The sequence below is a fragment of the Spirosoma aerophilum genome (genome assembly GCF_054782495.1).
This window is the reverse complement of the sequence record NZ_BAAGSJ010000005.1, coordinates 235,538-254,319: the sequence shown is the minus strand read 5'-3', so window position 1 is coordinate 254,319 and position 18,782 is coordinate 235,538. Positions and strand designations below refer to the sequence as shown.

The window sequence follows — 18,782 nt, the reverse complement described above, 5'->3', positions numbered from 1 at the left end:
TTAAATTCAGTCTATTTTCATGCGTAAACTCTCTTTATCAATTATCGGCTTCGGCCTCCTCCTGGTCGGCGGGTTGTCTTCCTGCCAGAAAGAGGATGTTGGCACCAGCGACGAGGCAATCTTTCAATCGAACACTGCCGATATTCAAACTTATGCCACCAGCAAAGGGCTGTCGGGTACAATGACGACGACAGGTACCTATTATGCCTTAACAAAAGCAGGCACATCAACGACGACACCGGCTAATGGTCAGGAAGTTGAATATAGTTATTCGATCTATGCACTGACCCGGAGCACAACAAACTCAGCGCTGGTAGTCGACTCGTTTGTTGATTCAACGTATGCGACCAAGTCGAACTATGCCTATCTGGTATCAACTAATCCGGGTTTGACGGAGGGGTTACTGCGGATGCGCGAAGGCGACGAAGCCGTTATCATGTTGCCGTCTGCCTACGCGTTCGGATCCAGCGGCAGCAACGACGGGAAGGTGCCGCCCAATGCGCCTATACGGCTTAATGTGAGATTGAAACGGATACGAACGGAAGATCAACAGATCAATGAGTACATGACGGCGAATAAATTGACGCCAACGGAGGTAACGCTAACCGGATTGCGCTTTATCAAAACGCTCGACAATCCTACCGGTATAACCCCTACCGCCAATCAAAGTCTTTCCGTAAAATACCGGGGGCAGCTCCTGCGGGCTAAAACCGCTTTTGACAGTACGGGAACGGGCACCTATTTAACTACATTGGGGCGGTCTATTCCGGGTTTCGATGAAGGGTTGGCCAAGCTGAAGACGGGTGAGAAAGCCACCATCATCTTGCCGTCGAAGATCGGGTATGGAACTACCGGCAACGGAAGCATTCCTCCGTATGCACCCATGCGCTTCGATATTGAACTGGTATCGGTTCAATAAGCGCCGAAGTGAATTTTACCAAAAAAGGGGCTGTGCACCAATGTGCACAGCCCCTTTTTTGGTGTGTACTACAGCTTCTCGGCAATTCGTAGTTTGGCGCTGCGGGCACGGGGGTTCCGGGCAATCTCCTCGGGTGTGGCTTCGACGGGTTTTCGCGTTACCGACTGCAAAGGTTTGATATCATTTCCGAATAGGTCCTTCTCCACATCGCCCTGAAATTTTCCTTTGTTAATGAAGTTCTTTACCAGCCGGTCTTCGAGGGAGTGGTAAGACATAACGACCAGCCGGCCGCCGGGTTTGAGGATGTCCGGCACCTGCTCCAGAAATTCTTCCAGCGCCTGAAGCTCTTCATTTACTTCAATGCGAAGTGCCTGGAACACCTGAGCGAAGTATTTATTCTCTTTTCCTCTGGGGGCCAGTCGTTGCAGAGCCGCCTTAAGATCATTGACCGTGTTGAGGGACTTGTTCGACCGGGCCGACACCAGTGCTGCGGCTGCCGTTCGGGCATTGGTAATTTCGCCATACATGCCCAAAATGCGGTGCAGGTCTGCTTCCGTGTATTCGTTAACAACCTGACGCGCTGTTTTGTCGGCGTTCTGGTTCATGCGCATGTCAAGGTCAGCATCGAAGCGGGTCGAGAAACCCCGTTCGGGCGTATCGATCTGGTGGGACGAAATGCCCAGATCGGCCAGAATACCATCCACCTGTTCGGCTTTATAGAGTCGCAGGTATCGTTTGATATTTCGGAAGTTAGACGCCACAAACGTAAGCCGGGGGTCGGCGATCGCCTGCGCATTGGCACGGGCATCGGCGTCCTGATCGAAGCCAAAGAGCCGCCCTGCTTCCAGCTGATTAAGGATCTCACGGCTGTGGCCACCACCGCCAAAGGTGATGTCGACGTAGGTGCCGCCGGGTTGTAAATTCAGGCCGTCGATGCAGGCTTGTAATAAAACGGGTTCGTGGTAGGTAGTCATTCAGAAACTAACCGTGTTAGGCGGTCGTTATTTTGGACATTGACGCTCAGCTACTAAACGCATACAGACGTTTTTTGACGTATACTTGTTTAACAGATACAACCAGCATCCTGAATTTAATAAAACAATGAAACATTTTCTTCCCGTTGCAGCAATCACACTGCTCTTTGGGCCATCGGCCTGCTCTGGACAATCGGCCCCGGCCACTGTCAAACCCGGCATCTACCGGGCCGTTCTGAAAACCCGGGGTGGCGAATTACCGTTCGGGCTGGACATAAAACCGGCTCCCGGTACTGCCAAAGGGTACACGGTTTTCGCTATCAACGGCAATGAGCGCTTACCCATGGACCCCTCTACCGTGCAGGACGACTCGATTCATATCCCAATGGCCCTGTTTGAATCGGAATTAGTGGCAAAGATAGACGGTAATACGCTCCGGGGTGTATGGCGCCGACGAAGAACAGGTCAACAAGTGCAAACGCTGCCCTTCGAAGCCCAGCATGGGGTAACGTATCGCTTCGTACCCACTGAGAAAACCGCTTCGACTAATCTGAGCGGAAATTGGGCGACCGAGTTTGGCAGCAAGACTGGCAAAGTAGATACCGTTAATGCCGTTGGGGTCTTTAGCCAGAAAGGAAATCAACTGAGTGGAACATTTCTGACACCCACCGGCGATTACCGTTACCTCGATGGGAATGTGGTGGGCGATAGTTTATTTCTATCCTGTTTTGATGGGTCACATGTCTATCTTTTTAAAGCTGGCTACGAGCCAGCTACAAAAACGTTGCGCGGTGGGCACTGGGCCAGCGTGACAGGCTATGAGGCCTGGGCAGCCCGCTTCGATCCTAAAGCCGAACTGCCCGATCCGGCTAAACTCACCTATCTGAAGCCCGGTGCGAAAACACTCAATTTTTCATTCCCTGAGCCCGATGGTAAGATCGTTTCCATAACCGATCCGCGCTTTAAAAATAAAGTGACAATTGTGCAGATCATGGGCTCATGGTGTCCCAATTGTATGGACGAAACCAATTTTATGAGTCCCTGGTATAAGCGAAACAAACAGCGCGGTGTTGAAATCGTAGGCCTGTCGTTTGAGCGATCGGCCGAGATGGCCGAGTCGGGCCCGAAGATCGAGCGCATGAAACAGCGATTTAAGATCGATTACCCAATTGCGCTGGCGGGTACCAATGATAAAGCGCAGGCCTCCAAAGCCTTACCGGATTTAAATGCCGTTGTCGCTTTTCCAACCACCATTTTCCTCGACAAGAAAGGGAAAGTGCGGCATATCCATACCGGTTTTTCGGGTCCCGGCACGGGTAAATACTACGATCAATACGTAGAAGAATTCAATCGGCTGGTAGATAAGTTGTTGGCAGAATAGTCTGAACCTGGATTTATTTGATTTTTTCTGATCACCAGGATTGATCCTACCGGTCTAGCGAAATCATGGCAATCAGAAAAAATCAAATAAATCCAGGTTCAGACATTTAGTATGCACGCATACTATTTTCAAAAAAAATAGTAGATTTACATCCATAAGTTGCAGACGACACCAGTTATGAAGAAGGAGAAGACGGTTGATTTCCATATAAAATGGGGGTGGCATGCCATTTCGCGCATGTACAATGCCTATGCCTCCCGTTTCGGTATCACTATGGCCATTGGCTATGTGCTGCTGAACATTGACCTCGATGAGGGAACACCGGCTACTAAAATCGGGCCGTTGCTGGGCATGGAGCCGAGGTCGTTGGTCAGGATGCTGAAAAGTCTGGAAGAGCGTGGCCTGATTCGGCGGGAAGTGGATGGCAACGACAAACGGTTCGTCCGGATCTACCTTACCGACGAAGGAAAGGCTAAACGGGAGATGGCCCGCGATGGTGTTATCCAGTTCAACAATATGATTCGGGAGAAAATCCCCCTCGACAAACTGGTTGTCTTCTTCGATGTAATGAAAGAGATCAACAAGATGGTCGAAGAAGAAAATACGAAAATAAAAGCCGGCGAACCGGAGGAACTGCCCCTGGAATAGTCCGCTGATACCGATAGTTAGTTAAAAACACAAAAGATAGGAATGCTAGCCCGGCCGCATTCCTATCCCATTTGAGTAAAACAAAACGCATGGAAGCTACCTTAGAAAAACCCAAAGCTCAAACGAAGAATCGGACCATTCGGCGCGTGGCCGTGTTAGGCTCCGGTATTATGGGCTCGCGCATTGCCGCCCATTTTGCCAACATCGGGGCCGATGTTCTATTGCTGGATATTGTCCCGAAGGAACCCAATGCTGCCGAACAGGCCAAAGGATTGACGACGGAGAACCCGGCTGTGCGAAATCGCATCGTCAATGATGCTTTCCAGACTATGCTCAAAGCCAGTCCGGCGTCATTGTACACCCCCAAATTTGCGGAGCGGGTGAAGCTGGGAAACTTCGACGATAATCTGAAGGAGATCTCGACCTATGACTGGGTGATCGAAGTTGTTGTCGAACGTCTGGATATTAAGCGGTCGGTATACGAGCGGGTTGAGCAGTTTCGGAAGCCTGGCACGCTGATTACGTCGAATACGTCAGGGATTCCGATGCATCTGCTGGCCGAAGGCCGAACGGAGGATTTCAAACGGAACTTCTGCGGAACGCACTTTTTCAACCCACCGCGTTACCTGCGTTTGCTGGAGATCATACCCGGCCCGGATACGGATCCGGACGTTATTGATTTCCTGATGAACTACGGCGATTTATACCTTGGTAAAACGACCGTTCTATGTAAAGATACGCCTGGGTTTATTGCAAACCGGCTGGGCATTCAATCGCTGATCCAGACCATCCGCGTAGCTGAAGAACTCGGCCTCACCGTTGAAGAAGTCGATAAGCTGACCGGTCCGGTGGTTGGTCGGCCCAAGTCAGGAACGTTCCGACTGTCGGATGTTGTCGGGTTGGATACGACCGTCAACGTGGCCGGGAATCTGGTTAAAATGGAGCACGACGAGTCGCGGGCGAGTTTTGAGTTGCCAGCTTCGGTGCAGAAACTGATGGAGAACAAATGGCTGGGTGATAAAACCGGTCAGGGTTATTATAAGAAAACAAAGGATTCGACGGGCCAAACCCAGATTCTGGCACTTGACCTGAAAACGTTCGAGTATAAACCATCGCAGAAGGTAAAATTTGCGACGCTGGAAAGCACCAAAGCAATTGATAGCCTTAAGAAACGCTTCCCGGTATTAGTTGCCGGCAAAGACAAGGCAGGTGAATTTTATCGTAAAACCTTAGCGGACGGATTCCAATATGCTACGCACCGCATCCCCGAAATCTCAGACGAACTGTATCGGATCGACGCGGCTATTACGGCTGGTTTTGGCTGGCAGTTGGGACTCTTTGAAACCTGGGACGCTATTGGCGTAAAAAATGGCCTCGACATGATTGAAGCCCAGGGGCAGAAACCCGCCCAATGGGTGTATGACATGCTGGAAGCTGGCTTCGATCGGAATGCCGAACCAAGCTTCTATAAAGTGGAAAACGGCAAGCGCAAATACTACGACATTCCAACCAAAAGCTACAAGGCGATTCCGGGCGTGGAGGCATTCACAATTCTGGAGAACCTGAGTAACAATGTAGTCTGGAAAAACGCCGATGCCGCGATCTACGACATTGGCGACGGTATCCTGAACGTCGAATTCCGCAGCAAGATGAACACCTTCGGCCAGGGCGTATCCGAAGCGCTGAACAAAGGTATTTCGCTGGCCGAAAAAGATTTCCGGGGGCTGGTTGTAGGGAACGACTCTACCGAAGCCTTCTCGGCGGGAGCCAATCTGGCCACGCTGTTCATGTTTGCCGTAGAGCAGGAGTTCGACGAGGTGAACCTGATGATTGCCCAGTTCCAGAAACTCATCACCCGATTGCGCTATTCGTCCATTCCGGTTGTGGTTGCACCGCATACCCTTACGCTCGGTGGTGGTTGCGAAGCCGTATTACATGCTGACCGGGCTGTAGCCCATGCCGAGAGCTATATTGGTTTGGTCGAAGTGGGAGTGGGTCTGATTCCGGCAGGGGGTGGTACTAAAGAGATGGCCGCCCGTGCCTCAGATCTGTATCAAACCGGTGATCCTGAGTTAAATATTCTACAGAATGTGTTCATGAACATTGCCACTGCCAAAGTATCGACTTCGGCGCAGGAAGCACGTGACATGAATTACCTGCGGTCGACCGATCAGATTGTACTTAACCGCAGTCGGCTGCTGGCCGAAGCTAAACAGGCGGCTATCGAACTGGCTGACAATGGTTATACACAACCCAAGCCACGGGCCGACATTAAGGTCCAGGGCAAAACCGGTATCGCTTTATTCAAGGCAGGATTGACAGCCATGCGAATGGGGCGCTACATCTCCGATCACGATATGAAAATTGCCGATAAGCTGGCTTACGTCATTTGTGGCGGTGATCTAAGTGCCCCTCAGGTTGTATCGGAGCAGTATTTGCTCGATCTGGAGCGTGAAGCTTTCCTGTCGCTTACCGGTGAAAAGAAGACGCTGGAGCGAATACAAAGCCTGTTAACCGGAGGCAAGCCATTACGGAACTAAGTTGCCGACAATTGTGTGGTCACTGTGGATGAACTGATTAGCCAGGCAGGAGGTGCATTCAGATGCACCTCCTGCCTGGCTTAATTATGTAGCAAATGCTAAAGGCACACGCGCGAAATTATGTTTCGCGCGTGTGCCTTTTTTGTTGGCCAGGATTGGTTTGCTCATCCACCTGTATGGCAACACCCAAGCAGGCTGACAGGTAGGGACTTCTTTACGATGGCTGGTAGTTATGCACCGAGTAATGAGTATACTTTACACCTGAATGGTAAAGGAGGATAGTCTGGCAATAGTATGAAAAGTGACTAGTACTGACGTATCATTTTTTATTAAACGCACTAAATATCTATCGAACAGATATATAATATAGATAAAGTTGATTTTAGAGGATGCCAACGCACAAAATAGACACCTAAATGTTTGTACTCTTTGACTATTGAGAAAGTAGGAAATAACAGTTAATGTACATTAAAAATTATGAGTTTGTACTAATAAGTAATCTATCCGGGTAGTTTTATCGTATAGTTAATTAGCAAACACGACCTACTAATATATTATATGTCGTATAGTTATAAATAATTCAAGATTTAGTTGTAAAAAGTATCATTGTCTATCAAAATTTGTGCCACTTAATATATATTTATCAATCTATTGAAACAGGTTATATGGTGATTTAATTAACTTGTAATCAGTATTGCCTACCCATAAAAGTAAACTAGCCCATAAAAATTAAATGAATGTTCCACTGAGTGACGAAGAGATGATTCGGCAGTACCTGCCCAGTCAGCCTGCACATTGCTTTGAGGCTCTTTACAATCGTTATGTGAACAAAGTCTATAGACGTTGTTTGTCGATGACCAAAGACCCATTGAAAGCAGAAGATTTTACGCACGACATCTTCCTGAAAGTGTTCCATAAACTGGATGCTTTTCAGGAACGGTCGAGTTTCTCGACCTGGCTTTATTCAATAGCCTTTAATTACTGCTCTGACCAGATCCGGTTATCAAGAAGGCTATCCGTGACGGGTATTGATGAAACGTTCAAGCATGACATTCCGGAAGCAAAGGATGAGTATTTGCATGAAGAAACGCTCTACCTGGTTAATCGCGCCATGGAGTCTCTTTCTGACAATGAACAAGTTTTGCTAAAGCTCAAGTACGAAGAGGGCATGAGCATTGCCGCCATTGGTCAGATTTGTGAACTGAAAGAGAGTACGGTGAAAATGCGTCTTAAGCGAAGTCGGGATAAGATCTACAAGCTGTATGAGAAAATGTATACTGCATAAGCGTGACACTACTGTTCGTGTAAAATTGCCTCACGGCCTTAAAATGAATCAACCCGCAATAACAGTTGCGGGTTGATTCATTTTAAGGCCAGCGTTAGTCGGTTACTGAGCAAAACCCACAAACTGGTCCAGCGCAGCCGGATTACGTACGGTATCTTTGCTGGTGGCCAGGGACGCATCTACACCCGATAAGATCTTCTTGATTGGGGTTTCGAGTTTTTTGCCGCTGATCGTGTAAGGTATATCCGTTATGGCGTAAATCGCATCAGGAACGTGGCGCGGGCTGAACTGACTCCGCAGTGTTTGTTTGATGCGGTTTTTCAAGTCATCCGTCAGGTCAAAATTGTCCTTCAGCACAACAAACAGAGGCATAAAATACTGTCCGCCTGGTTTTTCCAGCCCTACCACCAGGCTGTCCGCAATTTCGGGCAGGCTTTCCACTGCACTGTAAATCTCACTGGTGCCAATCCGCACACCATCGCGGTTGAGGGTCGCATCCGAGCGGCCGTAGATGATCACGCTGTTTCGCTCCGTAATGCGTATGTAATCGCCGTGCCGCCAGATGCCGGGATACTCGGCAAAGTAGCTTGCCCGATACCGCTCGTTATTCGGGTCGTTCCAGAAATAGATAGGCATGGATGGCATGGGCTCCATAATAACCATCTCGCCCAGTTCACCCCGGGTTGGTTTGGCGTTTTCGTCAAAGGCGTCTACTTTACAACCCAGCAGCCGACACTGGATTTCGCCTTCATAGACGGGCAGGAGCGGATTGCCGCCGACAAAACCACTACATACATCGGTGCCACCGCTGAGGGAAATCAACCAGACGTTTGCCTTTACGGCTTCATAGATCCAGCGGTACCCTTCGGGCGGCAGGGGGGAGCCCGTTGAGCCAATGGTGCGTAAATGCGGTAACGACAGCGTATCGCCGGGGCGCAGGCCTGCCCGTAAACAGGCCAGATAATACGCAGCCCCCCCACCAAAATGATTGACCCGGGCGTCTTCAGCCAGTTTCCAGAGGGCATTCATAGTGGGGTAACCGGCGGCACCGTCAAACAGGACGAGCGTGGCACCGGCCAGCATCGAACCAATGGCGTAATTCCACATCATCCAGCCCGTAGTGGAATACCAGAAATACCGTTCGCCAACGCGTACATCCTGGTGCAGGGCCAGTGCTTTCAGGTGTTCAAGTAAACAACCTCCTACACTGTGGGTAATGGCCTTGGGCTTCCCCGTTGTGCCGGATGAGTACAATACCCATATGGGGTGATCGAAAGGAACAGCTTCAAAAGTGAGGCCGTCGGGCGCCGGGGTGTCCAGCACGTCGTACCAGTCTACAGAACCGCTCAACTCACTCTCTTTGTCCAGGTAAGGTACTAAAACCACATTTTCAAGGGTTGGCAGCTTTGACCGCAGTTCGCGAATGGACTCCATTTTGTCAATTCGCTTGCCGTTGTAGGTGTACCCATCGGCCGCAATCAATAATTTCGGTTCAATTTGCTGAAACCGATCAACGACGCTCGACGTGCCGAAATCGGGCGAACAACTCGACCAGATGGCCCCAACGGCATTGGTTGCCAGAAAGGCGACAACGGCTTCCGGACAGTTGGGCAGCAACGCCACCACGCGGTCGCCAACCCCCACATTATGCTGCCGTAAATAAGCGGCCGTGGCGGCTACCTGTTGTTCGAGGGTGCTCCAGGAAAGACTGGCAACGGCTGGCTGTTGTTCCGATGAAAATAAAATAGCGGGCCGCTGGCTGCTGCGGTGCCGGAAAATGTGTTCGGCGTAACTCAGTGTTGCCTCCGAGAACCAAGTCACCCCAATCATGTCCAGGCGGTTTGGTCTGAAAATGACCTGGTGGTAGGGGGTGTGGCTCTGGACGTCGAAAAACTGCCAGATGCTTTCCCAGAAATCTTCCAGATCCGTTACTGACCAATCCCACAAATCGTCATAGTCCCTAAAATACAAGCCTTTTTTTACGAAGAGCCAGTCCATGTACCGTTTTAAAAGTGATTGTTCGGTGGCGTTTCTGCTGGGTTTGTAAAGAGGGGTTAGCGTTGGTCGGGGCATACACGTAATGGTCAGGAATGGAGGATGAGGCTGTCAACTAAGGGCGTTAAAAAATAACTGTACCAATAGCTCGGTATTGACTAACGAGCAATGGGTTCTGCGGATTGTTTTTTTGATAAAAAGCGTTGCAATAAAACGGGTATAGTTAGGTTGTCTTTAAAAGCCCTAACTTTGTGGCCCATTTTGTATTATTAAGTAATAATCAAGCTGATTATCAGTCAGATTTAAGTAATAAAAATCTGATTTACTGTATTATTCCATGAGTCAAGATTCAGAACAGAACGACCGGAAAGCCGGACCAAGCCGTGATGGTGATCCGCAACGGCAGGATGGTCGTTCATTCGGCCGTCGGGATGACGTTCGCAGCAATGGACCAACGGGTCCTCGTAGTAGTGATAACCGGGACAATGATCGTCCGCGGTTTAGTCGGGATAACGACCGACCCAAATTTAATCGGCCCGCCGACGGTGATCGTCCTCGCTTTAACCGGGATGATCGGACTAGCGGGCCAAGAGACGGAGGTTCGCCGAACCGAAATGCGGGAGCCCCCAACCGCCCTTTCCGCCCCGCAGGACCACGTTCGGATGGTCCGTCGGGTAAACCGCGTTTTGATCGCGATCAAAACGACCGCCCTAAATTCAATCGCCCAGCCGATGGGGATCGCCCCCGCTTCAGCCGCGACAATGATCGGCCAAAATTCGATCGTCCAGCCGACGGTGATCGTCCCCGCTTTAACCGCGATAACGACCGTCCGAAATTTGACCGTCCTGCTGATGGCGACCGTCCACGGTTTAGCCGCGATAATGACCGTCCAAAATTTAACCGCCCGGCGGATAATGATCGCCCCCGTTTCAACCGGGACGACCGGACTTACCGACCCGCCGGCGCTGGCCCCCGCAACAATACGCCCCGTACCGACGAGCCAACCGGAAACCCACGCGCTAATCGTGATGAGCGGCCGGATACCCGCAGCCGGGATACCGATTCGCCCCGTTTTGCTAAAGATCAGGGTCGCGGTGCTACCCGCTTTGATGGGGATCGTCCATCGCGTGAAGTGAACCGGGACGGCGACCGCCCACGCATAAACCGGGGTGACTTTCCCCGCAATAACGACCGTCGGAGTGATTCCGGACGTACTGGCTCACCTCGCTTTTCGCGAGAGGGGGGTGCTGGCCGGCCGGAGAAGCCTGCCTTCAAACGGGTGGGTGGTTTTAGCCGGGAAGCCGACGAGCGTAACCGGTTTGGAAGCGACGATCAGCCCAGCGGACGCCGGAATGATCGGGAAGAGGATACCCGTTTTTCGGGCAAGCAACGCAAGGAGTCGGGCGATCGGCGAACCGGAAGTTTTACGAAAGCACCTAATTATAATCTGGAGCAGACTCGCGCTGCGGACACGTTCAAGCGTGGCCGGGGCGACGACAAGCGCCGGGACCAATCGGGCGAAGGCGCATCTGACAAGCCCAAGCGCCAGCCAGCCAGCGACGGTACCACACGCCTGAACCGCTACATCGCCAATTCCGGCGTTTGTTCGCGCCGGGAAGCCGACGAACTGATTGCGCGGGGTGATATTTCAGTGAACGGCAAAGTCGTGACCGAAATGGGCTACAAAGTGAAAGAAGGCGATACCGTTAAGTATGGCACCAAGTCGCTGACTCCCGAGCGTTTCGTTTACGTATTGCTGAATAAGCCAAAAGATTACATCACGACTACCGAAGATCCCGAAGAGCGCAAGACCGTTATGGAACTGGTGGCCGATGCGGGCAAATTCCGAATGTATCCCGTGGGCCGTCTGGACCGGAACACAACCGGTTTGTTGCTGATCACGAACGATGGCGAACTGGCCGATAAGCTGACGCACCCATCGAACAACATCCGGAAGATATACCAGGTTGAGCTGGACAAACCCATCACGGAAGAACATCTGGAAGCCATCAAAAAAGGCATCGAGCTGGAAGACGGCCCGATCAAGCCCGACGCTGTGAGCATCGTTACGCCCGATGGGTATGTAGTAGGTATTGAAATTCACTCGGGTCGCAACCGCATCGTGCGTCGCATCTTTGAGAGCTTCGACTACGAAGTGACCAAACTCGACCGCACAACCTATGCCGGTTTGACCAAGAAGGAGTTACCCCGCGGCAAATGGCGCTTCCTCGATCCGAAAGAGGTGGTGAAACTGAAGTATCTTAATTCGTAAACTTAAAGAGCGAAAGAGTGAATGAGTGAAAGAGCGCCCTACTAACATAGTATTAACCGCTCTTTTACTCATTCACTCTTTCGCTCTTTATAAATATGAACCATCTCTTCCCTTACATAGAGCGCACTTTGTTGCATCCGGGGGTAACACTTAATGAGCAGTATAACGCGCTCGATGAGGTTATTCAACTGGGTATGGCTGGCCTGACCGTGGCGCCGTTCTGGGTGAAGAAATTTCGACGTGAACTGGGCGATAATCACCCGGCTATCCTGTCGACCGTTGTTGGTTTTCCATTTGGCTACCAGCGTACGGAAGCCAAGCAAACCGAAATCGAGTGGGCTCTGCGCGATGGGGCTACCGAAATAGAAGTGGTGCTGAACACCTCGGCTTTGTTTTCGCCATCGTCGGTCTGGCTCAAGATCGAACTGGCCAAGCTGGTGGCGCTGGTTCATAAGGAAGAGAAGTTTTTTACGGTTATTCTGGAAACATCCTTGCTCAACGCTGAGCTACAGGAAAAGACCATCAGGCTCGCGGCCGATGCCGGGGCAGATTTTATCAAGAATGCTACCGGAGCGCTCAACACCGACTTCTCGCTGGAAGCCGCCCTGCAATTTCGCCAGCTCGTCCCGAAATCGGTAGGGGTGAAAATCATAGCTGATCACGCTGCTGAGCACCACATGGAAGCATTGGTTGCCGCTGGAGTGGATCGATTGTCAGTAGGGCGCCTTTCCCTATAAATAGCTTGGTCGCTATGTTACCTTTCTTTATATTTCGAACGACTCATATGAATAATGGGCCGTATCGTTATGAAAGGATTGTTAACTAGTCTCTTCTGTATCTGGGCCATTTCGTCAATGGCCCAATCGACCGTTTATCAGGCTTTTGAGGCCGATACAGCCGCCGAACCCCGTGGTGGCATGGCGTACATGACTGCGTTTCTGCAAGCCAATCTTCGAAAACCCATCGCTGCGGAAGCGAAAGGCGTTGGCGGACGTGTGGTTCTGAGTGGTATTGTTGAAACGGACGGGCGCATCAGCGATGTAAAATTAATGAACTCGCTCCAGCCCGACTGCGATCGGGAAGCCCTGCGCGTTTTCAGCTTATTCAATGCCTGGAAACCCGCCTATAAAGCCGGTAAACCGGTTCGGCAGCAGGTGAGTATTCCTGTTTATTTCAAACCTAACACGCCCTTTATTTACCAGAATGGTGCCCGAATCAGCTATTTTGATGCGGATGATAAACCGTTGGCTGATAGTAGTAAAGCCCGTTATAAACAAATTGTGCCGCTGGATTCTCTGGGCATACCCGCCGGGGATATTGTGGTCTATAAAGCCAAAGGAGACTCCTGGAAGGAAGATAGACGAGTCTCACTCATTCAAAAGCCGACTAGTATCCGGAGTGCATCGGGAAGACCGGGGTATCTTATTGGCTACCCGAATAGTATAATCCAGTGGGATGGCTTGCTGGTGAGCGTCGATGATCGGGGAGCTTTACTTCGGCAGGCGTATTTCCAGAACGGGAAGCGGGTGGGCACCGAGTTGAATTACCATCCGAATGGAGCCGTTTCCGAAAAGATCGAAGAGTTTACCGAGAAATATGTAAGTACGTCCTGGTACGCCAATGGGCAGGTCAAACAAATTCGGGCTACAGACAAGCTAACGCCCGGAGTGATGAGTAAACCCCCGCACGTTTTATCGGTTTGGGATAGCACGGGACATCAGTCGGTTAAAGAGGGGACCGGTCAGGTTAGTTTCCAGGGGCTGGTAAAGTCACATTCCGACACATCAAAATACGTTGCCTTTGCTGAGCAGGGAAATTACGAAAACGGGTATAAGCAAGGTGTTTGGCAGGGACGCTATGCCGATGGCTCCTACGGATATGAAGAGGAGTACGACAAAGGCATTCCTAAAAGTGGAAAAGCCCTGGGGAAAGATGGCGCCCTGTTGTACTACACCGTTGTGGAGAAGCAACCCGAGTTCAAAGGGGGCATGCAGCGATTAGGCCAGTTTCTGGCTAGTAACCTACGCTACCCGGCCGATGCCCAGCGGGCCAGAGTGCAGGGGCGGGTATTTATGACGTTTGTGGTCAATACGGATGGCAGTATCGATGATGTGCAGGTATTGAAAGGGATTGGCTTCGGTGCCGATGAAGAAGCCACGCGCGTTATCAAAGCAATGAGTGGCCAATGGACGCCAGGCATACAGCGGGGCCAGCCCGTTCGGGTAAAGTACAATCTGCCGATCAATTTTACCTTTAATTGATGCCTGTTTTAAAAACACATTGTCCTATTGAGAGGCCATCTTCTTAAGATAATAGAACATATAATTATTTGCTTGTTTGTCTTTTGGCGGCAATGGATGTTTTTATAGATTTGGCCTAAATCTAGTCTACATCTATGCGAAACCCTTTACTTTTTCTCTTACTCATTTGCGGCTCCCTTTCATTTGCGCAACAACCAATCTATAAGGGTTTTGAAACCGATACGGCCGCCGTACCCCGCGGGGGTATGGGTTTTCTGACGTCGTTTATTCAGGCAAATTTGCGGAAACCCATCGCTGCCGAAGCAACCGGTATTGGTGGTCGGGTAATTGTGATCGGGGTTGTTGAACCTGACGGGCGTATCAGCGATGTGAAATTGTTGAACTCGCTTCAGCCCGACTGCGACCGCGAAGCCGTGCGGGTATGCCGTTTGTTCAATGCCTGGAAGCCGGCTTACAAAGGTGGGAAGCCGGTCCGGCAAGAGGTTACCGTGCCTGTACTGTTTAAAGCAAATGAGCCGTTTATATATGTCAATGGTGAAAGGATTAATTACTTCGACATTGATAAGAAAGCACTTAAAGACAGCAGTGAGAATGCTCGCTATAAGCAAATAACTTCGCTAGATACCAACGGCTTTGCCAACGGTGACATTATCGTTTACCGAGGCAAGCCGGGAAAATGGAAAGAAGAGTATCGCATTCCTTTTGTTCGCCAGTTCAATGAAGGTAGTGGCTTGTTAAACCAGGCAACAGTTACAATTGGCTATAAAAATCAAAGCAAACTTTGGGAAGGGGAGGTGCTGTTACTGAGTGAATCGGGGTCAATTCTTAGTCGGTCTTTTTACAAAAATGGTCTCCCTGGTGGTGTCGCCACGGACTACAATCGGAATGGATTAGTCGCTAGAAAAACGGAGGAATTTGACTATGGCTCCATCATCACAACCTGGTACAATAATGGTCAAATACGGGAAGTGCTACTCAACAAAAAAAAGGAAAAGCCAACGGACAAACCAACCCCGTTGTCCTTACTTGCTCACTGGAGCCCAACAGGAGAACAGCTTGTTCGTGATGGGAATGGGCGAGCTGTTTATAACGAAACAACAAACTCCCGTGCTATTGGAGCCCCGAAAACAACACTCGTTGAGCAGGGGATGTATGAAAATGGGTTCAAGCAAGGCCTTTGGAATGGTCACTATGCAGACGGCTCGTATTTTTATGAAGAGGTATATGAGCAAGGAGTATGTAAGGGAGGTAAGGCAAAAACCATCGAAAAAGATACTATACGCTATACGGTTCAGGAAGAGCTGGCTGAATTTAAGGGCGGCATCCAAGCTTTAGGCCAGTTCTTAAGTAATACATTGCGTTATCCGGTCGATGCACGGCGAGCCAGCGTACAGGGCCGGGTATTTGTCAGCTTCGTTATCAATACAGATGGAAGCGTTGACGAAATTCAGCCCTTGAATAAGCTTGGGTATGGTACTGAAGAGGAAGCTATATGGGTAGTGAAAAAGACCGGTGGACGTTGGAAACCAGGTTCGCAGCGGGGAGAACCAATTCGGGTAAAGTATAATCTGCCCATTAATTTTACTCTCCAATAAGGTTATTCAAAACGGTATACAGCTTAGAACCACGTTTTTCGGTAAATTTGCCGGATAACCCCTGCGTACATGTCGCTTCAGCAAGTTCCCCTTCATCATATTCATCAGCAGTTAGGTGCGAAGATCGTACCGTTTGCGGGTTTCGAGATGCCCGTTCGCTACTCGTCCGATCTCGATGAGCACAATACCGTTCGCAATGCCGTTGGTGTATTCGACGTCTCGCACATGGGCGAGTTCATCCTCAAAGGTGATGGTGCATTGGGCCTGATTCAGCGTGTATCGGCCAACGATGCCAGCATCCTGTACGATGGTAAAGTGCAATATAGCTATCTGCCCAACGGGCGGGGTGGCATTGTCGACGACCTGCTGGTGTATCGGATTAGTGCAACGGAGTACATGCTCGTTGTGAATGCCTCGAACATTGACAAAGACTGGAACTGGATTAGCCAATACGCTGCCGACTACGACCTGAGTATGGTGAATATCTCCAGCGATATGTGTCTGTTTGCCGTGCAGGGGCCTTTGGCTGCTAAAGCCATGCAGTCGCTGACCCCCGCCGATCTGGACGCGATGGAGTATTACACCTTCGAAAAAACGGACTTTGCCGGATATGCCAACGTCATTGTTTCGGCAACGGGGTATACAGGCGCGGGTGGTTTCGAAATTTACGTATCGAATCACCAGGCCGAAGGTGTCTGGAATGCGATCATGAAAGCGGGCGAACCCTTCGGTATCAAACCCATTGGCCTCGGTGCCCGCGATACGCTCCGGCTCGAAATGGGTTATAATCTCTACGGAAACGACATCACCGATGAAACCTCGCCCATTGAAGCGGGACTTGGCTGGGTCACCAAATTCACCCACGACTTCATTGATGCCGATATGCTGAAAGCCCAGAAAGAACAGGGCGTATCGCGCAAACTGGTGGGCTTCGAACTCCTCGACCGGGGCGTTCCCCGCGGGCATTATGAGCTTACCGATGCCGAGGGGAATGCCATTGGCGAAGTCACCTCGGGTACGCAATCTCCAACACTCAGCAAGGGTGTTGGTCTCGGATACATCAAGACCGCCTACAGCAAGCCCGGCACTGAAATATTCGTTAAAGTGCGCGACCGGCTGCTGAAAGCACAAGTCGTTAAACCTCCTTTCGTGAAAAAATAACTTATTCTTTTGTCATGCTGACGAAGGAAGCATCTTAGGGCATCCCAAAATTCTATCAGGATAGTTCAAGATGCTTCCTTCATCAGTATGACAAAAAAAGTCTATGAAACAAATTGACGTTTGCTTAACGCCGGATTTATTGCACCTGCACACCGTTGAAAATACGATTGTAGTAGTGGCTGATGTCTTCCGGGCTACTTCATGCATGGTTACGGCCTTCGCTTATGGCGTAAACAGCATTATTCCTGTGGCCACTGTGGCCGAATGCCAGCTCTATCAGGAGCGCGGTTATCTGGCCGCAGCCGAACGAAATGCCAAGCGGGTGGAAGGATTCGAGTTGGACAACTCCCCATTCACCTACATGGATGAGCGGATTCGGGGGACTAATGTAGCCATGACTACTACCAACGGCACCCTGGCCATTACCAAGTCGCGCTCTGCCGTGAAAGTGCTGGTCGGCTCGTTCCTGAATCTGGATGCCATTGCCCGCTTTCTGAAAAGTGAGCGCTACGATGTTATGGTGCTTTGTGCCGGCTGGAAGGGCCGCGTCAACATGGAAGATACCCTCTTTGCCGGGGCACTGGTCGAACGCCTGAAAGATAGTTATACGATGGCCGAAGACAGTGCCATTATGGCGTGGCGGCTCTATTGCCAGGGGAAAGACAATCTACCCAGCTATCTGTCGAATTCATCGCACATTCAGCGTCTCCAGCGGCTGGGTATCCAGAAAGACATTACCTATTGCCTGCAACATGACCTCTACGACGTAGTGCCGGTCCTGCGGGGTAATGCACTGGTGAGTATGCAGGTGTAGCAACTGGTTATTAAGTTAATGGTCATTAGCTGGCAATATGACAGCTAATGACCATTAACTTAATAACCAGTTAACTACTGGCCAATCCTTATGAACTGGCTGCGTTCTTTTTGCGGGTAGCTGCTGCTTTCTTGGCCGAAGCCGATCGTTCTTCCGGTGTGCGGGATGCCGAAGCGGCACCGCCTTTGCGCCCTCCCTTTTTCTCTGGTTCTTTGTTTTCGGCATGGCCCCGGCCTGAACCACTCTTTTTGCCCCCACCCGATATCTTGTTGACAGTAGCCCAGGCCCGGCTTTCGGCTTCCTCTTCGGGTACACCGCGTTTTTCGTATCCCTCTTCAATGTGCTCGGCCTGCCGTTTCTGCTTGTCCGTATAGGCTGATTTGTCTCCTCGTGGCATAGCTGTAGTTGTTTTGTTGTGTACTCTATCCGACTTGCTGCAGGCAAATCGTTCTTTTTGCCACTACAACTACGGCTCCTGCCTTTGTGTTTTTAGGGAAGAGCCAAACATGGCACACGGTCTTTGGGGCAGGTGAATAGACAACGCAAAAGGGAGACTACGTAGCCTCCCTCTTGCGCTTAAGGAAAAGATTTTATTGGATTTTAGAGAGCAGTCATTGATTATACTGTGGCCTGTTCGGCTTCGAGATAGGTTAGTACGCCCTGCATGGTCGTGAGTTTGTCATAATCTTCGTCAGGGATTCGAATGCCAAATTCACGTTCCAGCTGCATAATCAGATCAACGCTGTCGAGACTGTCCAGCCCCAGATCGCGCGAGAAATGTGTTTCGTCGGTAATGGCTGATTCGGATACACCAAATTCTTTCAGAATGTCAATAACTCGCTGTTTCATACGGATCACTTTTTACGTTGTCAACCTGAATCTCTCTCTATACAATATCTTTTAATGCCGTTTAGTGTGTACCAGAAGGGTTAATTAA

Annotated in this window: 15 protein-coding genes; 11 read left to right on the top strand and 4 right to left on the bottom strand. The window is 50.3% G+C overall.

The genetic code is table 11. The features are described 5' to 3' along the window. Window positions 1–19: 19 nt before the first annotated feature. Window positions 20–919, top strand: a complete 900-nt coding sequence (locus tag ACYVK4_RS07460) for an FKBP-type peptidyl-prolyl cis-trans isomerase (protein ID WP_461126868.1) — start codon at window positions 20–22, stop codon at window positions 917–919. Window positions 920–987: 68 nt separating this feature from the next. On the opposite strand, the gene rsmH is transcribed toward ACYVK4_RS07460, so the two are convergent. Beyond that, window positions 988–1,893 (bottom strand): 16S rRNA (cytosine(1402)-N(4))-methyltransferase RsmH, encoded by a 906-nt coding sequence (gene rsmH, locus ACYVK4_RS07455; protein ID WP_461126867.1) that lies wholly within the window; start codon window positions 1,891–1,893, stop codon window positions 988–990. Window positions 1,894–2,020: 127 nt separating this feature from the next. Here rsmH and ACYVK4_RS07450 point away from each other — a divergent pair, with 127 nt between their 5' ends. The 4 genes from ACYVK4_RS07450 to ACYVK4_RS07435 all read left to right on the top strand — a co-directional run bounded on the left by ACYVK4_RS07450 (window position 2,021) and on the right by ACYVK4_RS07435 (window position 7,747). After that, a complete protein-coding gene (locus ACYVK4_RS07450; RefSeq protein WP_461126866.1) occupies window positions 2,021–3,274 on the top strand; it encodes a peroxiredoxin family protein in 1,254 nt (417 codons plus the stop codon). Between the two features lie 177 nt (window positions 3,275–3,451). Further along, window positions 3,452–3,922 carry a MarR family winged helix-turn-helix transcriptional regulator gene (locus ACYVK4_RS07445; protein ID WP_461126865.1) on the top strand — a complete coding sequence of 157 codons (471 nt, stop codon included), beginning with the start codon at window positions 3,452–3,454 and terminating at the stop codon, window positions 3,920–3,922. Between the two features lie 89 nt (window positions 3,923–4,011). Next, window positions 4,012–6,462 carry a 3-hydroxyacyl-CoA dehydrogenase/enoyl-CoA hydratase family protein gene (locus ACYVK4_RS07440; protein WP_461126864.1) on the top strand — a complete coding sequence of 817 codons (2,451 nt, stop codon included), beginning with the start codon at window positions 4,012–4,014 and terminating at the stop codon, window positions 6,460–6,462. A 733-nt stretch (window positions 6,463–7,195) separates the two neighbouring features. After that, entirely contained in the window at window positions 7,196–7,747 is a 552-nt protein-coding gene (locus ACYVK4_RS07435) for an RNA polymerase sigma factor (protein WP_461126863.1), read from the top strand. A 102-nt stretch (window positions 7,748–7,849) separates the two neighbouring features. Here ACYVK4_RS07435 and ACYVK4_RS07430 read toward each other — a convergent pair whose 3' ends face one another. Beyond that, window positions 7,850–9,820: an acetoacetate--CoA ligase gene (locus ACYVK4_RS07430; RefSeq protein WP_461126862.1), complete on the bottom strand. Its 1,971-nt coding sequence runs from the start codon at window positions 9,818–9,820 to the stop codon at window positions 7,850–7,852. A gap of 259 nt (window positions 9,821–10,079) precedes the next feature. Between ACYVK4_RS07430 and ACYVK4_RS07425 the strand changes: the two genes are divergently transcribed. The 6 genes from ACYVK4_RS07425 (at window position 10,080) to ACYVK4_RS07400 (ending at window position 17,845) form a co-directional block, all read left to right on the top strand. Continuing rightward, a complete protein-coding gene (locus ACYVK4_RS07425) occupies window positions 10,080–12,014 on the top strand; it encodes a pseudouridine synthase (RefSeq protein WP_461126861.1) in 1,935 nt (644 codons plus the stop codon). A 95-nt stretch (window positions 12,015–12,109) separates the two neighbouring features. Next, window positions 12,110–12,751 carry a deoxyribose-phosphate aldolase gene (locus tag ACYVK4_RS07420; protein ID WP_461126860.1) on the top strand — a complete coding sequence of 214 codons (642 nt, stop codon included), beginning with the start codon at window positions 12,110–12,112 and terminating at the stop codon, window positions 12,749–12,751. Between the two features lie 69 nt (window positions 12,752–12,820). Continuing rightward, complete coding sequence (locus ACYVK4_RS07415) at window positions 12,821–14,275, top strand: TonB family protein (RefSeq protein WP_461126859.1); 1,455 nt, start codon at window positions 12,821–12,823, stop codon at window positions 14,273–14,275. Between the two features lie 134 nt (window positions 14,276–14,409). Next, window positions 14,410–15,870, top strand: coding sequence for a TonB family protein (locus ACYVK4_RS07410; RefSeq protein WP_461126858.1), 1,461 nt, complete (start codon window positions 14,410–14,412; stop codon window positions 15,868–15,870). A gap of 69 nt (window positions 15,871–15,939) precedes the next feature. After that, window positions 15,940–17,031: a glycine cleavage system aminomethyltransferase GcvT gene (gcvT, locus tag ACYVK4_RS07405; RefSeq protein WP_461126857.1), complete on the top strand. Its 1,092-nt coding sequence runs from the start codon at window positions 15,940–15,942 to the stop codon at window positions 17,029–17,031. A gap of 103 nt (window positions 17,032–17,134) precedes the next feature. Then, window positions 17,135–17,845 (top strand): 2-phosphosulfolactate phosphatase, encoded by a 711-nt coding sequence (locus ACYVK4_RS07400; protein ID WP_461126856.1) that lies wholly within the window; start codon window positions 17,135–17,137, stop codon window positions 17,843–17,845. 88 nt (window positions 17,846–17,933) lie between these two features. Here the strand turns inward: ACYVK4_RS07400 and ACYVK4_RS07395 are convergent, their stop codons facing one another. Next, window positions 17,934–18,242 carry a plasmid stabilization protein gene (locus ACYVK4_RS07395; protein WP_461126855.1) on the bottom strand — a complete coding sequence of 103 codons (309 nt, stop codon included), beginning with the start codon at window positions 18,240–18,242 and terminating at the stop codon, window positions 17,934–17,936. Between the two features lie 221 nt (window positions 18,243–18,463). Continuing rightward, on the bottom strand, window positions 18,464–18,694 hold the full coding sequence (locus ACYVK4_RS07390; protein ID WP_461126854.1) for an acyl carrier protein: 231 nt from the start codon (window positions 18,692–18,694) through the stop codon (window positions 18,464–18,466). Window positions 18,695–18,782 lie beyond the last annotated feature (88 nt).

Excerpts from the sequence above, each read along its gene's own strand:
- ACYVK4_RS07415 (WP_461126859.1), top strand. The coding sequence starts at position 12,821 with ATGAAAGGATTGTTAACTAGTCTCTTCTGTATCTGGGCCATTTCGTCA.
- ACYVK4_RS07445 (WP_461126865.1), top strand. The coding sequence starts at position 3,452 with ATGAAGAAGGAGAAGACGGTTGATTTCCATATAAAATGGGGGTGGCAT.
- rsmH (WP_461126867.1), bottom strand. The coding sequence starts at position 1,893 with ATGACTACCTACCACGAACCCGTTTTATTACAAGCCTGCATCGACGGC.
- ACYVK4_RS07430 (WP_461126862.1), bottom strand. The coding sequence starts at position 9,820 with ATGCCCCGACCAACGCTAACCCCTCTTTACAAACCCAGCAGAAACGCC.
- ACYVK4_RS07435 (WP_461126863.1), top strand. The coding sequence starts at position 7,196 with ATGAATGTTCCACTGAGTGACGAAGAGATGATTCGGCAGTACCTGCCC.
- gcvT (WP_461126857.1), top strand. The coding sequence starts at position 15,940 with ATGTCGCTTCAGCAAGTTCCCCTTCATCATATTCATCAGCAGTTAGGT.
- ACYVK4_RS07410 (WP_461126858.1), top strand. The coding sequence starts at position 14,410 with ATGCGAAACCCTTTACTTTTTCTCTTACTCATTTGCGGCTCCCTTTCA.
- ACYVK4_RS07440 (WP_461126864.1), top strand. The coding sequence starts at position 4,012 with ATGGAAGCTACCTTAGAAAAACCCAAAGCTCAAACGAAGAATCGGACC.
- ACYVK4_RS07425 (WP_461126861.1), top strand. The coding sequence starts at position 10,080 with ATGAGTCAAGATTCAGAACAGAACGACCGGAAAGCCGGACCAAGCCGT.
- ACYVK4_RS07390 (WP_461126854.1), bottom strand. The coding sequence starts at position 18,694 with ATGAAACAGCGAGTTATTGACATTCTGAAAGAATTTGGTGTATCCGAA.
- ACYVK4_RS07400 (WP_461126856.1), top strand. The coding sequence starts at position 17,135 with ATGAAACAAATTGACGTTTGCTTAACGCCGGATTTATTGCACCTGCAC.
- ACYVK4_RS07450 (WP_461126866.1), top strand. The coding sequence starts at position 2,021 with ATGAAACATTTTCTTCCCGTTGCAGCAATCACACTGCTCTTTGGGCCA.
- ACYVK4_RS07395 (WP_461126855.1), bottom strand. The coding sequence starts at position 18,242 with ATGCCACGAGGAGACAAATCAGCCTATACGGACAAGCAGAAACGGCAG.
- ACYVK4_RS07420 (WP_461126860.1), top strand. The coding sequence starts at position 12,110 with ATGAACCATCTCTTCCCTTACATAGAGCGCACTTTGTTGCATCCGGGG.
- ACYVK4_RS07460 (WP_461126868.1), top strand. The coding sequence starts at position 20 with ATGCGTAAACTCTCTTTATCAATTATCGGCTTCGGCCTCCTCCTGGTC.